At 48.9% G+C, this 23989-nt stretch carries 21 protein-coding genes and 1 riboswitch; of the genes, 19 read left to right on the forward strand and 2 right to left on the reverse strand.

The features are described 5' to 3' along the window. Positions 1-46: 46 nt before the first annotated feature. From NSU01_RS17690 to NSU01_RS17715, 6 genes are all read left to right on the forward strand, one after another. Positions 47-1357, forward strand: a complete 1311-nt coding sequence (locus NSU01_RS17690; protein WP_076243162.1) for an extracellular solute-binding protein — start codon at positions 47-49, stop codon at positions 1355-1357. A gap of 180 nt (positions 1358-1537) precedes the next feature. Next, positions 1538-1670, forward strand: a riboswitch (cyclic di-AMP (ydaO/yuaA leader). A 7-nt stretch (positions 1671-1677) separates the two neighbouring features. Next, positions 1678-2487, forward strand: coding sequence for an alpha/beta hydrolase (locus NSU01_RS17695; RefSeq protein WP_042137456.1), 810 nt, complete (start codon positions 1678-1680; stop codon positions 2485-2487). A gap of 113 nt (positions 2488-2600) precedes the next feature. Further along, positions 2601-3287, forward strand: a complete 687-nt coding sequence (locus NSU01_RS17700; RefSeq protein WP_052421882.1) for a MarR family transcriptional regulator — start codon at positions 2601-2603, stop codon at positions 3285-3287. Positions 3288-3529: 242 nt separating this feature from the next. Then, a complete protein-coding gene (locus NSU01_RS17705; protein ID WP_076243197.1) occupies positions 3530-4882 on the forward strand; it encodes an MATE family efflux transporter in 1353 nt (450 codons plus the stop codon). Positions 4883-4975: 93 nt separating this feature from the next. After that, the gene (locus NSU01_RS17710; RefSeq protein ID WP_076243161.1) at positions 4976-5827 is read left to right on the forward strand and encodes a chromosome condensation regulator; all 852 of its coding nucleotides are present in this window, start codon (positions 4976-4978) and stop codon (positions 5825-5827) included. Positions 5828-5941: 114 nt separating this feature from the next. After that, complete coding sequence (locus NSU01_RS17715; protein ID WP_052421883.1) at positions 5942-6130, forward strand: hypothetical protein; 189 nt, start codon at positions 5942-5944, stop codon at positions 6128-6130. Between the two features lie 47 nt (positions 6131-6177). Here the strand turns inward: NSU01_RS17715 and NSU01_RS17720 are convergent, their stop codons facing one another. Beyond that, positions 6178-6750 (reverse strand): TetR/AcrR family transcriptional regulator, encoded by a 573-nt coding sequence (locus NSU01_RS17720; protein ID WP_076243160.1) that lies wholly within the window; start codon positions 6748-6750, stop codon positions 6178-6180. 187 nt (positions 6751-6937) lie between these two features. Between NSU01_RS17720 and NSU01_RS17725 the strand changes: the two genes are divergently transcribed. From NSU01_RS17725 to NSU01_RS17760, 8 genes are all read left to right on the forward strand, one after another. Continuing rightward, positions 6938-7801, forward strand: a complete 864-nt coding sequence (locus NSU01_RS17725) for an alpha/beta hydrolase (protein ID WP_076243159.1) — start codon at positions 6938-6940, stop codon at positions 7799-7801. Between the two features lie 440 nt (positions 7802-8241). Then, positions 8242-8697 (forward strand): amidase domain-containing protein, encoded by a 456-nt coding sequence (locus tag NSU01_RS17730; protein ID WP_076243157.1) that lies wholly within the window; start codon positions 8242-8244, stop codon positions 8695-8697. A 161-nt stretch (positions 8698-8858) separates the two neighbouring features. Beyond that, a complete protein-coding gene (locus tag NSU01_RS17735) occupies positions 8859-9521 on the forward strand; it encodes a hypothetical protein (protein WP_076243156.1) in 663 nt (220 codons plus the stop codon). A 154-nt stretch (positions 9522-9675) separates the two neighbouring features. After that, positions 9676-11427 carry a spore germination protein gene (locus NSU01_RS17740; protein ID WP_076243155.1) on the forward strand — a complete coding sequence of 584 codons (1752 nt, stop codon included), beginning with the start codon at positions 9676-9678 and terminating at the stop codon, positions 11425-11427. Between the two features lie 25 nt (positions 11428-11452). Continuing rightward, on the forward strand, positions 11453-12541 hold the full coding sequence (locus NSU01_RS17745) for a GerAB/ArcD/ProY family transporter (protein WP_076243154.1): 1089 nt from the start codon (positions 11453-11455) through the stop codon (positions 12539-12541). Next, on the forward strand, positions 12538-13731 hold the full coding sequence (locus tag NSU01_RS17750) for a Ger(x)C family spore germination protein (RefSeq protein ID WP_042137473.1): 1194 nt from the start codon (positions 12538-12540) through the stop codon (positions 13729-13731). Before NSU01_RS17745 ends, NSU01_RS17750 begins: the two co-directional genes overlap by 4 nt. A 686-nt stretch (positions 13732-14417) precedes the next feature. Next, positions 14418-15968 (forward strand): right-handed parallel beta-helix repeat-containing protein, encoded by a 1551-nt coding sequence (locus NSU01_RS17755; protein WP_144026015.1) that lies wholly within the window; start codon positions 14418-14420, stop codon positions 15966-15968. Further along, complete coding sequence (locus NSU01_RS17760) at positions 15965-16774, forward strand: AAA family ATPase (RefSeq protein WP_076243152.1); 810 nt, start codon at positions 15965-15967, stop codon at positions 16772-16774. Before NSU01_RS17755 ends, NSU01_RS17760 begins: the two co-directional genes overlap by 4 nt. A 41-nt stretch (positions 16775-16815) precedes the next feature. Here the strand turns inward: NSU01_RS17760 and NSU01_RS17765 are convergent, their stop codons facing one another. Continuing rightward, positions 16816-17970 carry a glycosyltransferase family 61 protein gene (locus NSU01_RS17765; protein ID WP_076243151.1) on the reverse strand — a complete coding sequence of 385 codons (1155 nt, stop codon included), beginning with the start codon at positions 17968-17970 and terminating at the stop codon, positions 16816-16818. Between the two features lie 495 nt (positions 17971-18465). On the opposite strand from NSU01_RS17765, the gene NSU01_RS17770 reads away from it, so the two are divergent. From NSU01_RS17770 to NSU01_RS17790, 5 genes are all read left to right on the forward strand, one after another. Next, on the forward strand, positions 18466-19482 hold the full coding sequence (locus NSU01_RS17770; protein WP_076243150.1) for a LacI family DNA-binding transcriptional regulator: 1017 nt from the start codon (positions 18466-18468) through the stop codon (positions 19480-19482). A 21-nt stretch (positions 19483-19503) separates the two neighbouring features. Then, entirely contained in the window at positions 19504-20421 is a 918-nt protein-coding gene (locus NSU01_RS17775) for a ribokinase (protein ID WP_076243149.1), read from the forward strand. A 151-nt stretch (positions 20422-20572) separates the two neighbouring features. Continuing rightward, positions 20573-22084 carry a sugar ABC transporter ATP-binding protein gene (locus NSU01_RS17780; protein WP_076243148.1) on the forward strand — a complete coding sequence of 504 codons (1512 nt, stop codon included), beginning with the start codon at positions 20573-20575 and terminating at the stop codon, positions 22082-22084. Beyond that, entirely contained in the window at positions 22081-23043 is a 963-nt protein-coding gene (locus NSU01_RS17785; RefSeq protein ID WP_042137484.1) for an ABC transporter permease, read from the forward strand. Before NSU01_RS17780 ends, NSU01_RS17785 begins: the two co-directional genes overlap by 4 nt. After that, complete coding sequence (locus NSU01_RS17790; protein WP_042137486.1) at positions 23040-23984, forward strand: ABC transporter permease; 945 nt, start codon at positions 23040-23042, stop codon at positions 23982-23984. The genes NSU01_RS17785 and NSU01_RS17790 overlap by 4 nt, the downstream gene beginning before the upstream one ends. The last annotated feature ends 5 nt before the right edge of the window (positions 23985-23989 follow it).

Genomic DNA, 23989 nt, shown 5'->3' on the forward strand with positions numbered 1-23989 from the left:
GCATGTTGAATACCAAATACAGCAGTTCATGGAGGAGAAACGAATAATGAAGGTATGGGGAAAAAGAGTAGCTCCGCTGCTCGCCACTGTTGCACTGACCGCCGTTCTTGCAGGCTGTGCCACCACCGAAGCCGAATCCAGTGTAGCGGCCTATGAGAAAGGGGATTCCGTTACCGAGCTGAACTTCTGGACCTCCGCCGTGGAGGATGTAAATCAGAATCTGGTGGACCAGTTCAACGAGACCAAGGGAGCCGAGCTGAATATCCATGTGAATGCTGAATATCAAGGCGATTACTGGGAAATGCAGCAGAAGATCAACGCTGCAGCCATAGCGGGTACGCTGCCGAATGTTTTTATTGATGAAGTGGCGATGACTAAGGGCTTTGCCGACAGTGACATTATTGCCAATCTGGAACCGTTCATGGAAACGGACAAGTTCGACACCTCAGATTTCAAAATCGGCGACCTCGGCAACCTGTATCTGGGCGAGGATCTGTATGCCTTTCCGCATATGCGGAGTGTTCCCGTGATGTATGTAAACAAGACGCTCGCCGCTAAAGAAGGGCTGGATCCGAACGGACCGGCGACCTTTGCCGAACTGGAGGCCTATCTGCAAACCGCTTATGATGCTACCGGCCAGCCGCCGATGTACCTGTTCAACTATGACTTCTGGGTGATGGAGGCGCTGTTGCATTCGTACTCGGATACTAATGTGGTCAATGAGGATGAGACGAAATCCAATATCAACAGTGAAGGCGCAGTGAAGCTGATCTCCTTCATTGAGGATCTGGAATCCAAGGGACTAATCAAAGTACTCGGGGTCACGGACAAGGATGCCTACTATGCCTCCATTGCCAATCCGGGCACAGCGCTGATCTTCTCCAGTGTCGGCGGCTACAAAACGTTTGCCGGCATGGCCGCGGAGAGTGGAATTGATCTCGGCGTATCCATGATTCCTGCCGGAGAAGACGGCAAACGGGGCGTTCCGGTCGGCGGATCGAATACGTATCTGGCGAATACGGGAACGGATAATGAGAAAGCAGCCGCTTTTGAATTCATGAAATGGCTGTCGGATACCGAACAGGCGGCGTATGCTTCTGCCAATACGGGATATCTTCCGACCCGTCTAACCTCCCTGGACACAGACCTGATGAAAGAGACCATTGCCGCCTTCCCAGGCTACAAGGTCGCTTCCGATGAGCTGGAATTCAGCAAAATGCGTCCGATGACCGGTACGTACCATGAGATTGAAGATCTGATGGGCACACGCATCAACGATATCTGGCTGGAGAACCTGCCAATTCAGGACAGCCTGGACACGCTCGCCAAAGAGGTGGATGACATCCTGAACCGCTGATTATAGATGATGTTTAAAGCAAGCAGAGCAGTGAGTCTCCAGTAACGGGAGAATCGCTGCTCTGTTTTTTGGGTTCACTGCGGCTGGTTTCTGCGCGTGTTGGGCAAATTCACCTAAGCTATTCATTCATAGACGAATATGGGCTATACTGAAGTTTCTGTTAATCTATATCCGCAAAAATATATGTAATCGCTGAGTTCCGTAATGGAAGCGGGGAAACCAAGTTTTCTGGGGTGAATCTCGAGGAATCGAGTAGGGCTACTCTTCAAGCCCGAATCCGGCAGCTAACTCCGTAAGCGACATGAGAGGATGCACAGGTAATGCCGTATATTGACGTCAATGGAACTACCCTCTATTACGAGGTGTCGGGCAGTGGTCTGCCCATTGTTTTTATTCATGATTATTCGACTTCACATCATCTGTTCGAGCCTCAGGCGGAGTATTTCAGCAAGCGGGCGAAAGTGATCTTGTTTGACCTAAGAGGGAATGGGCAATCCGGTAAAATGGATGTGGAGATCAGCCGGATTGTAGACACGCAGTGTGAAGATCTGAAGGGATTATTGGATGGACTGTCCGTAGAACGGGCCGTCATCGTAGCTTGTTCCAGCGGTGCTGTGCTTGCCCAGAAATTCGCCTATCTGAATCCTGAACGGGTAATTAATCTGGTGTTGGTGGACAATTACATCCTAGGAGATTGTACGTCCAAAGGCAGCAAAGTGCTGGAGCTCTTTCAAATCTGCGCATGGGCCGCCCATTATCTTCCGGCTGAAATGTTCATCCGTTCTTTGCGCATTACATATAACAAATGGCTGTCTGCGTATCATATTCTGAGAAGAGAGCTTGTCCATGAACGGACAACAGAATTGATTAAACAGCGTCTGGCACTAAGACATACGGACAGCTACGGGTTTGCACTAAGGCTGCAGGTTCCCGTTCTTTGTGTATCAGGCAATCAGAATGAGCGGGTTCTGGAGCAGGTGAGACAAACAGCGGCCAAATATCCGCTCGCCACGCTGGCAATACTGGAAGATGCCATGTATCCCAGCCATTTATGTCAGCCGCAGCACTTCAACCGGCTACTGCTTGATTACCTGAAAGACCAGCAATGCTTCCAGCGGAAAATTTATTAACGGCACCTGTAGAAAATTTTTGACAAGTATAACAGGTACCGTTATAATAAATTCAACAGGTACCGTTACATTGATTGACAGGTACCGTAAATATATCCCTGGGAGGATTCATAATGAATATGAATGCTGAATTGTACGACAAGCTCGCCAAGCTGCAATGGCTGCTGCAGAGACAGCATCTGAAGAACCACGCCGCTGTTGGCCCTATGGCAGATACGTCACGGGGACAAGGCAGGATCATGGCGTTTCTCCGGATGAAGGACGGAATCAGCACCAAGGATTTATCCTATATGCTGGACATTCGTGTATCCTCGCTCAATGAATTGCTGGCCAAACTGGAGAAGGCCGAATATATTACCCGTCAGCCTTCCGAGACAGATAAACGCATCATGCTGATTTATCTGACGCCGAAAGGGCGGGAGGAAGAGGGCCAGGAGGTTGAGGGCGGCAGCATATTTTCAGTCCTGTCTCCAGAAGAACAGGCAGCCTTCGGTGAATACCTGGTCCGCGTCATTACAGCCTTAGAAGAAGAACTAGGAACAGATGCAGACCGTGATGTAATGGCTATGTGGATGGAGGCCGCTAAGGAGCGCATAGGATCAGAGGAATTCGACAAGCTGATGGCCATGCGCGGACAAATGAGCAGAATGTGGGGAAATATGGATGACGGACGCTTTAGCGGAAGATTCCCCGGATTTGGCCGGGAAGGTCAAGGCGGCGGCATGAACGGCTTCGGCTGGCCTTCCAGAGATGGTAGAGACGGCTCGAAGGACAACTCCAGTGATTCGGATGACAAGTAAGTAAAGCATTTCCTATTAGCAGCAGCGGCGCTGTCTTTCCCGAAGAACTGAAGGCAAAGGCAGCGCAATAAAGATTTTACCAAATACAGTCTGAAACTGACGATTAGTCAACACCCGCTCACGAGACCCGTATTGTCATTTGTTACGGGTTTGTTTGGTGCGGCGCAAAGTTCGCAATCAATTTATAGTTAGAATTCTAACTAATATAGAGACTAACATACAGGAAGAAAGTGGTGAACCGCATGGATACAGAAAACCTTCATTACTTTGAGAAGGCACCGGTTGCAAAAGCCGTAGCGCACTTCGCAATACCAATGATGCTTGGAACGTCAATGAGTGTCATCTATTCCATTTTAAATGCCTTTTTCATAGGCACCCTTAATAATACTGCCATGTTAACCGCACTTGCCTTAACCTTACCGTTATTCGCGGTCATTATGGCGCTGGGTAACCTGATTGGTGTCGGCAGCAGCGCCTTCATTTCCCGTTTGCTGGGAGAGAAAAATACGGCTGATGTTAAGCATGTATCTGCATTCGCCTTTTACAGCAGCCTGGTTCTCGGTCTTATCGCGATGGCCGTCGGCCTGCCGCTCATTGATTCTATCGTACATGGCCTGGGGGCAACGCCTGACTCCTTCGGATTTACCAAGGACTACGTCACCATTATGCTTATTGGCTCACCCTTCGTCGTATTGTTCTTCACACTGGAGAGTATTGTCCGCTCGGAGGGAGCCGCGATAACATCTATGATTGGTATGCTGCTTAGTGTGGCCGTGAATATAATTCTCGATGCGCTGGTCATCTTCGTCTTCCACTGGGATGTAATCGGTGTTGCGTCTGCCACGGTCATTTCTAACATGGTTGCGAGTGCTTATTACGCCTATCATATAGGATTTAAGAGTCGATTCTTAACAGTCTCACTGAAACAATTCAAGGCCACTAAGGTCATTCTAAGAAATGTATTCAAAATCGGAGTTCCCGTCTTTGTAATGAGTCTCTTCATGGGTGCCATGTCGCTTATCTTTAACCGTTTTCTGGTTGAGTATGGGGAGCAGGCTATTGCGGGCTTCGGAATTTCCTCACGATTGCTGCAATTTCCCGAGTTAATCCTGATGGGCTTAAGCGAGGGCGTCGTGCCGCTTATTGCCTTCTCTTTTACAGCCAACCGGTTGCGCATGAAGCATACTATTCAATTTACGATTAAAACCATACTGGCGCTAGCTGTCGTGTTCGGCGTTATTGTCTACCTGATCTCTGACCACTTAATCGGGCTGTTCACGAATGACCCGCAATTGATTGAAATGGGCAGCTACATCCTGCATGTGACATTCTTATCCCTGTTCATTACAGGAATGACGACGCTATTTACGGGGATCTTCCAGGCAACAGCACAAGGAACCGCCGCCTTCATTATGTCAGTTATTCAAGGAATTACTCTGATTCCTGTGCTCTACATTGCCAACCGCTTGAACGGATTCCATGGGGTGGTCTGGTCGCTGGTCATTTCCGATGTCGTGGCGTTCCTGGTCGGGGCCATCATGCTGTATGTTCTGCGGAACAAATTACAGCCGGACTTGGTGAGTTTAGCACAGTAGGATCTGGATTCCGCGCTTGATAAGACAGCCAAGGATAGATACTCTAGAGGGAGCCGCAATAATACCGAAGTCTTCAATGAAGGAGCGAGATTCATGAATGTGGTGGAAAAAGTGCCTTCCATAGCAGCTGGTTACCGTCATACTGTCCTGCTTAGGCCGGATGGGGCGGTAATGGCTGTGGGCGACAATAAATATGGTCAATGTGACGTAAGCGGCTGGCAGGATATGGTGGCAATCGCTGCAGCTAATGCCCATACAGGGAATTCACATACCCTCGGACTCAGACCGGACGGTACGGTGGCCGCTGTGGGCTGGAATAAGCATAATCAATGTGAGGTAAGCGGCTGGCACGGTATCGTGGCGGTTGCTGCGGGTTGGCGCCGTTCGGTTGGCATTCAATCGGATGGCACGGTAGTGGCCGTTGGCCGGAATAATGAAGGTCAATGCGATGTACACAGCTGGCGTGATATTATAGCGGTTGCAGCTGGCGACTGGCATACCGCCGGACTGAAACGGGACGGCAAGGTGACAATTACGGGGAATAACCGGTATGGCCAATCCAATGTTAGCAGCTGGCGCGATATCGTGGCGATAGGGGCAGGTTATCTTCATACCGCCGGCCTTAGAGCAGATGGCACGGTGGTGGCGGCAGGCCGGAATCATGAAGGTCAATGCGAGGTAAGCGGCTGGCATGATATCGTTGCGATAGCGGCTGGCAGTCATCACACCATCGGTCTTAAAGCAGACGGTACAGTGGAAGCTCAAGGCTGGAATAAACACGGCGAATGCAATATAAGTGACTGGCGCGATATCGTGGCGGTTGCGGCAGGCTGCGCTCATAGCGTTGGCCTTAAGTCAGATGGCACGGTGATAGCTGCGGGTGATGATACATATGGTCAATGCGAGGTGAGCAGTTGGCCTTTCGGACAGCTGGAGGACTATTGAGAGCAGGATGAAATACGAATAAATCATACGAATAAGGGCATTGTAATCAATGGAAAAGTTGATAAAAGATGATCGTAAATCGCGGCATTTTGAATTTCCCGGGAGGTTAAGACAATGACAAATCAGGATCCGAAGGAGCTTCTTCGTCTAAAGCACGAGCAAGATGAGCACAAAAAGCAGTTCACCAATTTTGCCCGGAGTGTCAGCGCCCATGGCGAGGCAGAAGCCGGCCAGGAATTTAGTGTTGACCGTGTGCCTGACGATCAGAACCGTATGAAATCTGTAGAGAACAAACGGGATTAACTTAAAAAGTTAAATGAAGCCGGTCCCTTTCGGGACCGGCTTACTCATTATTTGCTTTGCAGATAATAATCAATGATCACCCTGGCGGTTTCCCGGGCATGCTCCGCAGGCTTGGGATCGGTCTGCAGCATGGCTGCAGTAATCGCGCCTTCCACTAACAGAGACAGACCGCTGGATAAGGCTTCGCGATTCACAGACGGACATTCATTAAGAACAGAATCGATGTATTTTTTCATAAAAGCTTTGTAATTACGGGCTGCTTCATAGTAAGGATGGGAGTGATCCATGAATTCCGCTGCCGTCTTAATGTACACGCAGCCATTAAATTCCGGCTCCCCGAACCATTCTCCGAGCATATCGAATACAGCCAATAATTTGTCTCTGGGCGTTTTTGCGCTCTTGTTGACTGAGTCTTCGAACCGTTTTCTCCACTCGTCATCGTACTTCATGAGATAAGAAAGGACAAGCTCATCCTTGGAACGGAAATGATTGTAGAGCGTCATTTTGGCTATGTTCGATTCAGAGACAACCTGGTCTACACCGGTAGCCCGGATTCCCTGTTTATTAAATAAGTCGGAGGCGACAGTTAGGATATGTTCTTTTTTACTTTTATTAGCCACAGGATTCCCTCCGGTTCACAGTATTTCAAAAGTATACAGATCAGTCTATCTATTATAAATGGCTCACGGTTACTACGCAAATGATAAATCTAAAAAAAATAACTTGAAACTATACAGACCTGTATGTATACTATTGAGTATCGGAACAGGTAAGCTGGTTACCGGTAACAATGGGGAGGTTGGTTCAATGACTATACAATACAGCTATGCACAAGTTGAAGGTTTGAATATTTTTTACCGCGAGGCAGGGAGCAGGGAGAAGCCAACACTTCTTCTGCTGCATGGATTTCCTTCTTCATCGCATATGTACAGAAACCTTATTCGTGAACTCGAAGGCGATTACCATATCGTAGCTCCGGACTATCCCGGTTTCGGGAACAGCGATCAGCCGTCAACTTCAGAATTCACGTATACCTTCGACAATCTTGCCGTGCTGATCAATGCATTCGTTGAACAATTGAACCTGAACCAATATATCCTGTATGTTCATGATTACGGTGCTCCGGTAGGCTTCCGTTTGGCCCGTATGCATCCGGAACGCGTTCAAGCCATTATTTCACAGAACGGAAATGCTTATGAAGAAGGAATCGGAGAGTCCTGGGCACCGATGCGTGCCTTTTGGAATGATCCAGGGAATCCGGCCAGTCTTGAAGGTATGCTCAATCTGTTGACACCGGAACTGACGAAGTTTCAGTATGTGAATGGAACCCGTAATCCTGAGGCCATAAGCCCTGATAACTGGAATATGGACCAAATTGCCCTGGATCGTCCGGGGAATCAAGACATTCAACTGGCTCTCTCTTACGATTATCAGAATAATTTGAAACAATATCCGGTCTGGCAGGAATACTTCCGGAGCTCTCAGCCGCCTTTACTCGCTGCGTGGGGTAAAAACGACTTTTTCTTTGGACCGGAGGGAGCCTTAGCCTTTCAAAAGGATTTAAAAGATGTGGAGGTTCATTTGTTAGATACGGGGCATTTCCCGCTCGAAGAAGATCTGGAACTCAGTGTGAGCCTCATCCGCAGTTTTCTTAAAAAAGAGTTAAAATAGCATATCGCCATACTATTTCTTGTTTTTAGCGTGGAAATTAATCCGAGTGCCTACGCTTTGGAGCTGTCTTCCTCCAAAACTATGGATAAATACGAGGAGATTGGTAAGGAATTTCTGAAGGAATATTATTATTTCATTGATATGAAGCAAGACATGAATGTGTCCAAATATATTAAGGACGAAAATGTGCTCCAATATGTCGATTTGAAGCATGATATTATCAAAAACAGAAATGTTCGTTTCGATATTGATGTATCCAGCTTTTCGTTGGAGGTAAGTGTCTATGACTATCAGGTATTAGATAATAACGTAGTCATAACTTATAATACCAGCTTGATTACAGTAAAAAACCAAATGAAATCTTAGAAACTAAATTAAGCAATGAAAATAATTTTTTTGATAAGCTGGATTCTGAAGTTTCGCTCTACAAGACGGATGCAATGAATCCTAATGCTGCAACCCCTAATTCCGCCAGTCTTGCAAGTGTAAGCAGTACTGCCAGAAGCAATATTGTTACATATGCAATTGTTAACAGCAGCAAAACGGATCCAAGCTCAGGAAATTCAAGCTACGCACCTTATTATGATTTCAGCGCCATTGCAAATGATTGTACAAATTTTATTTCCCATAGTTTGTTAGCAGGAGGAGCCAAAGAAAACCGCACTAGCTGGTATTATGATTCATTATCCGCACGTACCCCGTCATGGGCAGGTGTGAATGAATTTCACGATCCGAATCCAAACCGTTGGTCTACGCCTGCCCGCCTCAATATGTTAACTGGGAGAATGGGGATATTATTCAGATTAAGTATTCTGTTTACGGATACCCAGGGTTTGGTCATTCTACCATCGTTACTGGTTCCTATGCTCCTAGCTATAACACTCAATATCCATTAATCACATCCAGAACAGGTGATTATTCGTATAACACAAATGAAATTCTTACTAACGTATACCCAATTGATGGAGCAGACGTACTGGCTTACAGACTAATCCATCTAACTGCTGTACAATAAGTTCACTAATTGTTATATAAGCATGTTTAGCCTGGAGGCCAAATGAATAGAAAAACAGGATTACTCTCCTGTATTACTGTTGTTGCTTGCGTTGTGGTTATAATGCTTTTCTTGCATTATTATGATCGGGATAAAGCCGCTTCAACCCAGGCTGCCGCAAATCAAAATGAAGTTATTATTCCAGAGATTGACTTACAGAAAATTGATGATTTCTTTATTGGCTCTGAGCCTCCGCACCTTATTTATGCAGATAGAGATAAGTTAATATTTGAAACCACGGGCGGAGTGTATGTTTATGATATGAAGGGTAAGTCTCTTCTCAGATCCTTCGATACCGCCTCATTCACATCAGAAAGATACTCGAACGTACTACGGAGTGCTTTTGCTACGCAAGACGGGAAGCAGCTTATTTTTAACTTTAGTAAAGGACCCGGATATGTTGCTGCCTACCGTTATTCCTTGGAAGATAAGTTTATGAGTGAATTAACCGGGAAGGAATACGCAGAGTATCTTAAAAAAAGATTTGAATACAGCTATCTCGATCCCAGTGATGAACTGTATCAAAAATCCTCAGGCCTCATAATCACAATTTCCGGCTCAGAATATGTTTATTTAACGTTTCAGGACTGGAAAGTGAGTACAATCAACGTGGTTTATGTGCAGAATGATAAGGAAACGGTCTACAGCGTGTTTACCAGCAAATAATAAGCACCATTCCTGACAAGCGAGTCCTCCGTGACTCGCTTTTTTGATGTGAAATAGATTCAGAAAAACGGTTGAATTCGTCTTAATTAGCAGGTGTGCATGAATTATCCAGCTTCGGCCAAAATAAGGGTTACGATCAGAGGGGGTGTTTGTGTTGTGGAAGAGCATTACTGGTTACATTCCCGGCTGGAGTGTGTGCATGCAGGCACTTATTATTTTTATTGTTCCGGTCATTTTGACAAGATGCATGCTGTGGCTTCGCGCTAAGGAAGGCAAGGCAAGTACCCGGGGAAGACGGGCTGAAGGGCAGAAGGGCGGAGGCGTGCCAAGCTCCGAGGATACCGGTGAAGCAGAGCAAACCAGTGAAGCTGTGAAAAATAATAAGATTGTTCCTTCAACTACTTCGCAGAATAATCAGCAGCCAACGTTAACCTATACCGGACAATTTCAGCAGGATCTACAGACCTTTAGGGAGATCAGTGCGGATATGTCGGATGTTAATGTACGGGAGCTACGTGTAGGGACCCTGAAATTGAAGGCAGCGCTGTTCTTTCTGGACGGCCTCACCGACAAGGATGGAATGGACCGCAATATCCTAAGGCCGCTGATGAATGCAGCACGTCCATTTGAAGGGCTGGACACTCCGCCTGATCCGGCGAGCCTGAAAGAAATCATTGTTCATCAGGTGGTGCTGGTCTCGGAAGTTGAATTCACCAATCAGCTGGACATGTCGCTCAAAAAGGTGTTATTCGGCTCTGCGGTGCTGCTGATCGAAGGAATGAGCGAGGTCTTCATCCTGGGGACGTCTAAAGGGAATACAAGAAGTGTAGAGGAACCGATCTCGGAAGCGCTGCTGCGCGGCCCGCGAATCGGCTTCACGGAAGCGCTGAGCGACAATACGGCCATGCTGCGCAGGCACGGACAGAACACCGATCTTGCGATGATTTCTTTTACGGTCGGAGAAAGAGTCGAGAAAGAGCTGATACTAACCTACATTAAAGGGATAGCTAATGATGAACTGATTGCAGAAGTCACCCGGAGAATTCATACGATTAATATCGATGATGTGCAGGAATCCGGTTATATCGAACAGCTGGTAGAGGACAATTATCTCAGCCCTTTCCAGCAGATTCAGAATACGGAACGGCCGGACCGGGTGATGGCCGCACTGCTGGAGGGAAGGGCTGCCATTTTGCTTGACGGCACGCCGTTTGCGTTGATCATGCCGGTGACGTTCGGGATGCTGCTGCAATCCCCCGAGGATTATTATGACCGCTGGTTCTCCGGCTCCCTGCTGCGGATGCTGCGCTTCTTCGCCGCCTCCGTATCACTGTTTGCTCCGGCGCTCTATATTTCCTTCCTCTCCTTCCATCCCGGTCTGGTTCCGACCAAGCTGGCGATTTCGATCATGAGCTCACGCCAGGGAGTTCCATTCCCGACCTTAATCGAAGCGCTCATTATGGAGATTTCGATCGAAATCCTGCGTGAGGCGGGTCTGCGTCTGCCTAAGCCGATTGGCCCGGCCATGGGTATCGTCGGCGGTCTGATCATCGGCCAAGCGGCGGTAGAAGCGGGGATTGTCAGCCCGATTCTGGTCATTGTCGTTGCCGTTACGGCGATTTCTTCCTTCTCGGTGCCGATGTACAGTGCAGGGATCACCCTGCGGTTTCTCCGCTTCTTCGCGATGTTCTTCGCCGCTACCTTCGGGCTGTACGGTGTAGTACTGTTCTTCCTCCTGCTGAGCAGTCATCTGATTAAGCTGAAGAGCTTCGGTGTGCCATATCTGAGCATAATCACCCCTAACCGGATGAGTGATCTTCGCGACTTTATTATCCGGGTACCGCTCCAGTTGATGAAGCGCCGTCCTTCACTATTGGAGCCCAAGGATAAGCTGCGTAAAAGATAAGCCACAGTGAAAGGGAGGTGAGCCTATGATCAACAAAGCCCATGACAAAATTACAACGAGTCAAGCGACCATTATTATGGTGAATTACATACTCGTAGCCGGGATATTCAGCCTTCCCCGGACAACCGTACAGGCTGCAGGCACGCCCGATGTGTGGATTTCAGTAATACTGGGGTCGCTCTGTTCAATGGCAGCAGGTGTAATTATCGTCAGACTCAGCCAGAGGTTTCCGGGCCAGACCTTTTTTCAATACAGTACCCAAATTACCGGTAAACCGGTCGCCGTATTGCTCGGGCTGGTGATCATCGGGTATTTCCTCGCGGTGTCCGGCTACGAGCTGCGTACTATGCAGGAGGTAACTATGTTTTTCCTCCTGGAAGGTACCCCTCCATGGGCAGTAGCCGGCATGTTCCTGTGGGTCGCCCTTTATCTGTGCAGAGGGGGAATCAATGCCTTATCACGGCTAAGCAGACTCGTTGCTCCTATGGCCGGTGCCATATTCTTCGGCGTCTGCCTGCTCAGCCTGAAGGTGTTCGATCTGGACAATCTGCGGCCTGTACTTGGAGAAGGCCTCGCTCCGGTCTGGAGAGGAATTAAGCCAACGGCCCTAACCTATACAGCGGGCGAAGCACTGCTGTTTCTTGTTGCTTTTATGGACAAGCCCAAACGGGCCGGCAGAGTTCTCGTAATCGGAACCCTGATCTCAATGGTTTTTTATTTGCTGGCGGTTATACTGACGATCGGGGCATTTTCTGTAGAAGGAGTGGTTACCCGGACTTGGCCATTCATTGACCTGATCCGCAGCTTTGAAGTGAATCTTCTGTTCGAACGGTTTGAGTCGCTGCTGCTGGTAATCTGGATTATGCAGATTTTCTGTACATTCTGTATCTCTTTTTACGGCGCTGCACTGGGAGTCTCGCATATCTTCAACCTCAAACTGGATCATTGTTTATTCCTGCTGCTGCCGGTTGCTTATCTCATCACGGAAGCGCCGCACAACATTAATAATTTATTTGCCTTTGGCACAGGGCTTGGCAATGGGGCGATTGTGCTCTTCGGTCTGATCCCGCTGCCGCTGCTGCTCATTGCTTATTTCCGGAGTGCCGGTTCATGAAGCGCTGCATTCTGCTGATTGTGTCGTTTGCTCAAATAATGCTGTTAACGGCCTGCTGGAGCAGTGCACCGATTGAGAATTTGAATATGGAAGTAGCGGTAGCGCTGGACGCGGCTGATGAGACTGCCATTGAAAAGAAGTTCGAAGGTGAAGGAGGAGACTATCCTAAACGCGAACGGATATCAGCGACCTATCAATTTATTGTGCCGCAAGGCGCTGTAGGCTCCAAAAAAGAAGGGGCTGCTTCAAGAAATTTCTACAATATGACCGAGACCGGCGATTCTATCTTTGAGGCCATCCGTGAGCTCTCGCTGCGCACAAACCGCCAGCCGATCGGGCACCACTTAAAGGTAATTGTTATTGGCGAGAAGCTGGCCCGTTCCACGAAGCTGTCGGAGCTGATTGATTTCTTCAGCCGGGATAATGATATCCGCCCGAGCGTGCTGGTCCTGGTCAGCAAGGGGAAAGCCAAGGATGTACTGAACAATGTGCTGCCCGGCCAGACACCGGCCTTTGTGCTCGAAGGCATCTTCGGCAACCGTGACCGGAGCCTGCGCATCTGGGACCCGGTAACCATTACCAAGATTGTTGGACCTTTGCACAGCAAGAAGAGCTTTCTGCTGCAGAATGTTATTGCTGCGGAGAATGAAATGAAGTTTGCCGGAGCCGGAATCATTGACGGTGAGTCAGGCAAGCTCAGCGGTTTTTTGAGCGAGAAGGAGCTGGAGGGTGTAGTCTGGCTGACAGGCAAGGGTAAAGGCGGTGTACTCAAAACCCACAAGGATGACACCGGCCGGCTGATCACCTATGAGGTGAAAGCGATGAGCAGCAAGATCAAGGCGGTTGTGGAAGAGGGGCAGATTTCGTTCCATGTAAAGATCGAATCGAAAGGCCGGTACGCCGAAACCTTCTCAACAGACGGGGACCGATTGGATGCGGCTTTTATGAGACGGGATGCCATGGAGCTGGAGAAGGAGGTAAAGGAGCTGGTAAAGACCGTAATTGATAAAATGCAGCATGAGCTGCATGCCGACGTCGGCGGATTCGGTAAAACCCTGAGAATTCAGCATCCTGAGGTATGGAGGAAAGTGAAAGAGCATTGGGATCAGACGTTCACCAGTCTTCCGGTACACCTTGAGGTTAAGCTTCAAATCGAAGAGTATGGTGCTTCCGGTACAGCGACGGACTGACCTAAATACATCGAAGAATTCGGAGGCCGGGAATCTCCCAAGTCCGGAACTCAGGCAAGCCATGACACAGTATAATGAGGAATTAGTTAAGGCAGGTGTACGGGTTGCAGCAAAAGGACTTCATCCAAGCTCAAACGGGATTCGCCTTTCGTATCCGGCAGCAGGGGGAGACAACCAAATCCTTCAACCGTGAATAATGCGGCATCCGGGCTCCGGGCGGCTGCAGTTGCCGCAGGAATTTCCCGGTTCATCTTTTTTCTGGGGCTTAAGACGAAGTTCTGTAGCTTTTCATAAAATCCTGCACATAATACAACATTCCCCTCTCCATATCGGCTCAAATCCAATATTGTTGTAAAAAATGCATCATTTCATCTGTTTCAAGCGGCGTAGACGGATTATTCTTGTATTTCATACAACAATCCTTACGAATACCCTGCTGTTTACGAATCAAAGTTGTAAAACGTACAACTTTTATGTCTACCTCTACACGCGATCTATGCAGATGTCTCTCGAATTGTACGCACACAGATCCTAACCGGATCTGTTTTTTTGCTATATAGCCCTTTTATAGCCTTTTATATAGAATACGCTTCTCTTGGTTTGTCTTGATTAGGGTTATCAATTATGATAATCAATGGAATGAATTTCCGCAATTATATAGAAGTGTAGTTGAGAGGACGGCGAATATGCTTAGAAACTTCCGGCGATCCGCCATTTTACTTTGTTTGCTTATGATCTGGGGATGTTCCGGCAGCCAGTATCCACCGCTGCCGGATACAACCTCACCAATCTCTTCCATTCCGCCCATCTCACCAGCTTCGCCAACTGTAAATACAGATCCGGAGGATGCCGCTAATATCTACTACGTATCTATAGCTGGAGATAACACTAACCCGGGGACGATAGATTCACCCTGGAAGACACTCCAGTATGCTGCCGATCATGCCGGTCCGGGTAGTTACGTCTATATTCGCGGAGGCGTGTATCATCAGAAGCTGCGCATCTCAAGAGGAGGCTCAGCGGCGGCGGGACCTATCGTGTTCGCCGGTTATCCCAATGAGACAGCAGTCCTTGACGGGGAAGGTCTGCCGGTTAACGGGCTGGAAGGACTTATCGAGATCGGTCAGGCGGGCTATGTAACCATAAGGGAACTGGAAATTCGCAATTATAAGACGTCAACCAGAGGTGAAGTGCCTGCAGGCATCTATATTCATGGCTCAGGGAAGAACATCTCGTTACTGAATAACCGCATTCATTCTATTGCCAATACCGCCATTCCTGAGGGGGACGAGCTTTCCGGCAGAGATGCCCACGGGATAGCGGTGTACGGTACTGAAACAGACGCAGCCCTGGTTGGCCTGACCATTGACGGCAATGAAGTGTATGATTTGGTCCTCGGTTCCAGTGAAGCGCTGGCTGTGAATGGCAATGTGGATGCTTTTGCGATTACGAACAATATCATTCATGACAATGACAACATCGGGATTGACCTGATCGGCTATGAAGGTACGGCCGGAGACATGGCGGTAGACCAGGCAAGGAACGGAACGGTTCGGGGCAATGTAGTCTACGGGATTTCATCCAATACTAATCCGTCATACGGCGCTTCTGTGCCGAACGGCAGCAATGCAGCGGGCGGAATATACATCGACGGGGGCAGGTCAATCCTTGTCGCGGAGAATCGCGTATACGATAATGACATTGGGATTGAGCTTGCTTCCGAGCATAAGGGACGGCTAACCAGCGGCATCACGGTACAAGACAACCTGATCTACCGCAATCGCCTGACCGGCATTGCAATGGGCGGTTATGACGGGGAACGCGGCGGCACCAGCGATAGTACGGTTGTATCCAATACGCTGTACAAGAATGACCTCTTGGGCGACGGCAATGGACAATTGTATCTGCAAGCGAACTTAAGCGGCAATACGATTAGTAAGAATATTATTGTAGCTGGGGATTCCAGCGTCTTCATCAGCAACGAATACAAGAGCAACCGGAATAACACGGTGGATGGTAATCTTTATTACGCTGAGGCTGGAGCGGATGAGGCGTTCTGGGTCTGGAAAAAGAAACCCTACACCGGCTTCGCCGCTTACCAGCGCGGCTCAGGCAACGATTCCGGCTCACGATTTGCCGAGCCGCAGTTCAAAGATGCCGCCCGTGATGACTTCCGGCTGGAGCCGGGGTCTCCGGGAGCCGATGGCGGAGCTACAGAGGAAGGAGCACAGCCATGATTTATTTGCGGAGCTTTAAGCTGTCTGATGAAATCGAGCGTAATCCCAACATCTACCCTGACCATGTATTTAAACATATCGCCGGGGAGGTGCTGTTGTTTGACCGGATCACAGTGCTCTATGGCAATAATGGCAGCGGTAAATCCACGTTACTTAATGTAATTTCGGGCAAGCTGGGGATTCCGGGAGCCGAAAGAATGACCAGCTATGGGCATAGTATTTATGCTCAGCGGTTTGTGGAGAGGAGCAGCTATCAGCTCGGGCAGGATGAGCAAGAGCGTACAATCAGGCGGCTTCCAGAAGGAAGCCGGTATCTGAAATCAGAGGATATTCTATATGAGGTCAAGAAGATCCAACAAGCCTCCGTCCTGCGTGAGGGACTGTTATATGAGCAGATGAACAAAGGAATGAGCAAAGAACAGGCAGCAGAATATGAAGCAACCTATGCGTTTAAGAAGAAGCTGGACGACATTCAGTTCTCACAAGAGAAATACTCGAATGGCGAAACATCCATGCAGTTTTTCGAGGAATATCTGCTGCCCGGGCAATTGTACTTACTGGACGAGCCGGAAACATCACTGTCTCCAGCCAATCAGATAAAAATGGTCGAGCAAATCAATGAGCTGGCGCGTTATTTGGACAGCCAATTCATCATTGCTACTCATTCACCCTATGTTCTAGGCACACTGCAGGCAAAAATATACAACCTCGATGCAAAACCTCTTCAGACAGCAGAATGGTTTGAGCTGGACAATGTCCAATTCTTTTATCAGTTTTTCAATAAGCATAAGCAGTTGTTTGAATGAGAGTGGAATGTAATGACGGTCTGCTTCACCTGAACGGCTGCTCATGCGCCTTGCATCTTCAGTCCGGCCATAACAAGTGTTTGCTCCAGCCGGTCCAAATTCACCGTGAAGTCTGCAAGTCCCGGAAACCGGTCCTGTGCTGTACCGTCATCTTGTCCGTACATCATGTAGTAGTCAAGTTTGTTGTGGTTGCTGATCATCCAGTAAGTAGGCACTACATGCCGGATATGAAAAATTTCGATAACAACGGTTCCCTTCATGCAGAAAGCAAGATTGGCCAGTCCCGCACCATGCGGAGAAACTATCGCTTTGGCACAAGCAAAGAGCTGAACCTGCTGGGCCACGGTCCAATCCTCCAGACAAACGGGAACGAATCCGTACGCCTCCAAATGCCGGATGACTTCGTTCTCGTTAGTGAACCGGCGGGCAGATGCTTGGCCCCGGGAAATCAAAATACGGCTTGGTGAATGGTGGAGTGTGACGTGTCCGGGCAGCATAAACCTCCGGAGGGTAGCAGTGGTCCAAGGCGGATAATGGGAATTCATCATCAGGGAAGGAACCACCAGCCGCTCGGCCTGAATTTCCCGGTCATTGGCGGCGTGAATTACGGACGATTCCGGTACGTCAAACATGGCTAACGTCTCTTCCACGAAAGCCCCATAAGGATTCGGGTTCATAATGAGGGTATGAAACGAGAGATTTAGAGTCCTAAGCATCCCCAGCCGCGGCAGCACATCATATAACCAGTGAAAATAGTTATGGCTCCCGCAAAAAGTTAATACAGCAGCCGTTCCAGGGACCTCCTGATGCTCCAAGGCCTCCCGCCGCTGCAACGCCGGGTGTTCTTCCAGTGTCAGCATTCTGTGCAGTTGTCCATCGTATTCGGGGGATAGGTCATAGATCAGTTTGTTGTCTGATGTCAGGACCGCCCCAGATCGTCCCCATACACGCCCGCTCGGAATACATGCCACATTTCCGACTCCGGGGTGAAGAGTATAGGGTTGCAGGTACGGGTGAACTTCCGGTTCAAGTGTGTTGGGGGCCTTATATTCAGCGGCTCCACCAAAGTCAAAAGGTACAACTCTTTCCCTGGCTCCAGAGGGAACGGAAGCCTCCCATTCCCACACATCACGGTAGAACCCGGACTCTCTCAGGCTTGTGCCACCCGGCTTATCGTTTCCGCAGATTTCATCCACTGATCATCCCGCCATTCCGTTTAATCTCATGAAGTTATTTTATGCGGGCCTAGCTTAACGGGCACGAAGACAGAAAAAAAAGGCGGACATTCCCAAAGAAAAGTGTAGGGATATTTGCGTAAACGTTTTTACAAGTTCACAGCCCTGAATGCCTCACGCTTGAATTTTATATTTCACAAAATCCGTTCAAACCCATTCATCAAAATTGAACGCTCTAAAAATATCAAATGTTATGTTATCTAACATATAAAACAGATTTTTTCCATTATAAAGAAATTAAAAACCGAATACATAACGCAATAATGTCATAAATAACAGTTGTAAGCGTTTTTATTTTTAAATTTTAAGTATTTCCTATTGTAATTCATGAATTCCTATACTAAAATAAACCTAGAAATTGCGAAAACGTTTTTGCAAATAAATCCAAACTCACTGATTATAACGTTGATATAGAAGTCTAATTCTTGCGTAAACGTTATGACAGAAAGGAAAATTATGGCGGATAAAGAGCTTACCATCAAAGATGTGGCCAGACTTGCGGGCGTCTCGGTGGCAACTGTCTCAAGAGTAATGAATGGCCGGGATCGTGTAAGTGATGCAACCCGCAAAAAAATCCTGAAGATGATCGAGGAGCTTAATTTCGTTCCGAATACGATGGCTGCGTCTATGGTCAACAAGAAAACCCATATGATTGCAGTCGTTGTTCCGGAGATTCAGAATCCATTCTATACCGCCGTCATTGGCGGAACCGTGGAAGCGGCTAAGAAAGAGGGATTCTCCACACTCGTTGTCTCTACATATAACGATGAGGCGGAGGAGGAAGAGTTCTTCGAAGGTTTTCTGGGACGCAATGTTGACGGAATTATTCTTATCGGTACGCACAAAGAGGCCGCATTCTACCGCAACATCCGCAAGCCTACAATCCTGGTGGACCGGTTTATCAACGATTGCGGGCATGACGGTGTTCTGATTGATAACTTCCGGGGGGCCTACGAGGCGGTCAGACATTTTGTGGACTATGGCCATGAACGTATCGCAATTATCGACGGAGCACATGACTTCAATGACGGCAAAGACAGATATTGGGGTTATCATCAGGCTCTGCATGAGAATGGTATTACGCCGGATTCCAATTATCATAAGCAGGGCCGGTGGCTTGAGGAAGACGGATACAGGTTTACGATAGAGCTTATGCAGGCTGAACAGCCGCCCACAGCAATTTTTGCTACCAATAATGTGATCTGTACAGGGGCTATTAAAGCCATCCGGGACTTGAATCTGCGGATAGGTGAAGATATATCTTTAATTGGTTTTGACGAGAACGAACTCGCCCAGTTTGTCCAGCCCCAAGTGACTGTTGTGGGCAGACCGATGAGAGAGATGGGGCTGCACGCGACGGAAATGCTTATTCAGAAGATCAAGGTGCCCACAAACGGGTCTTCACCAAAGCTAAAAAAAGTGATACTGGATGTGGAGCTGATCAAGCGGGGTTCCGTTAAAAAGCTAAAGTAGAGTAGCACGGGAGGAAGAGGTATGGCTAACATTCTTGTCGTAGGCAGCATGAATATGGATATTGTGACCCGGGTAGACCGGCTTCCTGTTCCCGGTGAAACGTTACATGGTCTGGGTACTGGCTTTCATGCAGGAGGGAAAGGAGGCAATCAGGCCTGTGCCGCAGCGCGATCCGGGGCCAAGGTAGCGATGGCGGGAGGAGTAGGCACCGACGCTTTTGGCATAGAGATATGCCGGAAGCTTGAAGATGAGGGGATCGATACCACAGCCATTGCCCGCAAGCCGGAAACGACCGGGATCGCACTCATTACCACTGATTTCTCAGGGGAGAACAATATTATCCTGTCGCCGGGAGCCAACTATAGTTATGGCGGAGACGATCTGGAAGCGCTGGTGCTGTCCCCATACGATGTCATCCTCCTGCAGAATGAAATTCCAGGCTCTGTGAATCGCAGGATAATTGATAGGGCCGTAGCTGCAGGCGTCCCCGTATGCATGAACCCGGCTCCGGTGACCGGATTTGACCGTGACCAGCTCAGAGGAATACGCTTACTGATCATGAACGAAACCGAAGCGGAGGCACTGAGCGGGATGCGGATTGTAAGCTTCAAGGAGGCGTGCAGCGCGGGCCGGTTGTTATTGGAGGATGGAATTCCGCAATTGATTATTACACTGGGCAGCCAAGGGGCTGTATACATGGATGGTGACGGGAATATCATCGAGATTCCCGCCTATCCTGTGGAAGCCGTGGACACTACAGCTGCAGGGGATACATTTATCGGAGCCTTCGCTTCAGCCTACTATGCAGGCAAGGAACTGGCAGACAGTCTGCAATATGCTTCCGCTGCAGCCGCGATAACCGTCTCCGCTCCTGGAGCTCAAAGCTCTATACCCGTGATAGAGCAGGTTAATGCTTTTCTTGAACAGGCTGGTTCCTAGCCGTAGAAATTCATAACTTACCATAGAAATATTAGTTTCCTTCGTGAAAAAGAGGTTTCTTCACCCAAACACTTTCGCAAATTAACGCTTTTAATTATTAAAGTAACTATAAAACCATGTTTCAATAGCGAATGAAAAAGGGGGTCACAGAATGACTCAACCAGTATTGACCATGGAGGGTATTCGCAAAGAATTCCCGGGTGTAAAAGCTTTGACCGATGTCGGTTTCGAGCTGTATCCGGGTGAGGTCCACGCACTAATGGGCGAGAACGGTGCCGGCAAATCAACGCTGATGAAGATCCTTTCCGGTGTGTATCCGCCAACAGGGGGAACCGTCAGGTTAAAAGGCAAGGAAGCGGTCTTCCGCAGTCCGCTGGATGCCCAGCGCCAAGGTGTGTCGATTATCCATCAGGAGTTCAACCTGTTTACGAATCTGTCCGCAGCGGAGAATATCTTCATCGACCGTCCGGAAATGGCTGGCGGGTTCGGCCGGATCAAGTGGTCCAGAATGGTTGCAGAGGCCCAAGCGCTGGTCGACTCCATCGGAGGGGGTGACATCGATGTCCGTGAAGAGGTGCGGCACCTCGGTGTGCATAGCCAGCAGGTGGTCGAGATTGCCAAGGCGCTGTCCTTCAAGGCCGATGTGCTGATTATGGACGAGCCGTCAGCGGCATTGCCCGAGAATGAAGTCAAGAAGATGTTTGAAGTCATCCGCCGGCTGCGGTCACAGGGTGTAGCCATCGTGTATGTCTCTCACCGGATGAAGGAAATCTTCGAGATTGCTGACAAGGTCACCGTTCTAAGAGACGGCCACAAGGTTGCTACTCAGCCTATTAGCGAAGTCACCGAGCAGAGCCTAATTCAGATGATGGTAGGTAAAGAGGTTCAGCAGTTGTATCCGGTCCGCAAGCAGCCGCATGGGAAAGAGGTAGTGCTTAAGGTAAGGGACCTGTCACTGGATGCCAGCCACAAGATCTCATTTGAGCTGAGAAAAGGAGAAATTGCCGGGCTGTTCGGTATTCCGGGCTCCGGATCGCATACGGTTGCCGAGCGTCTGTTCGGCCTGAAGCGGGGAAGCGGGGAGATCGAGATTAATGGACAGCCTGTCAAGATTACAAATCCCAGTGAGGCCAAAGCTAAAAAGCTGGCCTATGTCCCCCCTGACCGGCACCGCCAGGGCATCATTAAGCCGATGTCCATCAGGCAAAATATCACCTTCGCCATGCTGCCCGAGCTGTCCAAAGGACTAGTGCTGGACCGGAATGCCATTCAGCATGTGAGCGCGGAATATATGAAGAAGCTGCGGATCAAGGCGCCGGATGATGGCCAGACCGTGGATTTCTTAAGCGGAGGCAATCAGCAGAAGGTGGTCATCGGCAAATGGCTTGCAGCCCAACCCGATATTCTCATACTTGAAGAACCCACGCGTGGCGTGGATGTGGGTGCCAAAGCGGAAATTTACAGCATTATTCACGAGCTCGCCCGGGAGGGATTAAGCATATTGCTTATTTCTTCGGAAATGCCGGAGGTTATAGGACTCAGTGACCGGGTGCTGGTGATGTACCAGGGTGATATTGTACATGAATTTGCCCATGGCGAAGCTGATCAGGAGCAGCTGCTGCAGCGGGCCTCACATCCGCGCGGGAAGGGAGGCACCTTATGAAACGCATTTCAAATATACATGAAGCACCTATCATGATATTCACGATCCTAGTCATCGTACTTTTCTCCATCATCACACCGGACTTCTTCGCCCTTACTAATTTCAAGCTTATTCTGGATCAGAATACGACCATGTTTATTGTGGCAATCGGGATGACCATGGTCATTCTGCTGGGCGGCATGGATTTATCCGTAGGCTCTGTCCTGGCAGTGACGGCAACTTCAGTCGGGCTGTTTCTCAGTAAAGGAGTTTCCCCCGTCATAGCGGCTTTGCTCGGAGTCGTTATCGGTGTCCTTTGCGGAGTGGTGAACGGATATTTTATCGCTGTAAGGAAAATCCCGGATATCATCGTCACTTTAGCTACCATGTATATCTTCCGGGGGGTTGCCGTCGGGATAAGCGGCGGAACATGGATGAACAATTTCCCGGACAGCTTCCGCTTTTTCGGTCAAGGGATGGTGCTGGGGATTTCGTTTCCGCTGATCATAGCCCTGCTCCTGATTGCCGTCTTCATCTACTTGCTGAAATACACCCGGGGAGGCAGAAGAATATACTCCGTCGGAGGCAACAGCTCTGCAGCCAAGCTGGCGGGCATCAATGTGGCCAGAACCAAGTTCCTGGTATATGTGTTAACCGGAATGCTGGTAGGAATCGCCTCCGTTATCTTTGCAGCCAAGGTAGGCAGTGTTCAGGCATCGACCGCAGGCAACAGCCTGTCCTTTGAAGTCATGGCTGCGGTTCTGATCGGTGGAGGCAGCATCTTTGGCGGCGTAGGCACCATCGGCGGAACGATGCTCGGCGTACTCTTTATGGGCATCGTCAAGAACGGCCTGATTATTGCGAAGGTCTCCCCGTTCTGGGTGGATGCAACCACCGGGTTTCTGATTATCCTGGCTATCGTTATCAATACGCTACAGCGGGCACGCCAAAATAAAGGGAAAGAAGGGGATCTGGTATGAAAGCCTGGACAAGCCGTCTGCCGCTCAAATCGAATACGCTGCTCGTTCAGCTGTCACTGTTGCTGTTCATCCTAATCCTGTTCAGCTTCCTCTCCCCCTATTTCTTATCCGTTACGAACTTTATGAATGTACTGAACCAGATGGTTGAAGTCGGGCTTATCGCTATACCCATGACGCTGATCATCATTTCCGGTGCGATGGACCTGTCAGTCGGATCAATCCTAGCTTTCTCCGCTGTATCTATGGGGGTCGCCTTTGAACGGGGCTTCAACATCTGGATTTGCGTCATTTTCGGCCTTGTGGCGGGTCTGATGTGCGGGGCCGTTAACGGTTATCTTATTGCAAGGCATAGGATGCAGGCGATTGTCGTCACCATCGGAATGCTGGTTATGCTCCGGGGCCTGGTCTATGTCATCAATGAAGGCAGACCGATCAGCGGCTACCCGGATTCCTTCTACTTCCTTGGACAGCATTACATTGCAGGAATTCCATTTAATGCAATCGTACTGGTCGTGTTGTTCCTGATTGCCAGCTTCGTCATGAAGAAAACGAAATTCGGCACCTATATTTACGGGATCGGCAATAACGAAGAGGTCGTACGTTATTCCGGCATTTCGGTAGTCCGTATTCGTTTCGCACTCTTTATGCTTAGCGGTTTGTTCTCTGCACTGGCAGGTGTATTCCTGGTGTCACGGCTGGCAAGCGCCGAAGCGACATCGGGTACCAATATAGAGCTGGATGTCATCACAGCTACTCTGATAGGCGGCACTCATATTTTTGGAGGGAGGGGAAGCCTTACCGGCACCTTTGTCGGTCTGCTGATTATTGTGTTCTTGCGTAATGGTCTGAATTTGCTGGGCGTTTCGGTGCTGTATCAGGCAGTCATTTTAGGAGCCCTGCTGCTGCTTGCGGTAGGAAATAAAAAAATTAGTGGAGAGTGAACCCT

The organism is Paenibacillus sp. FSL H8-0259, from assembly GCF_037963255.1.
GTDB lineage: Bacteria > Bacillota > Bacilli > Paenibacillales > Paenibacillaceae > Paenibacillus_AQ > Paenibacillus_AQ phytohabitans.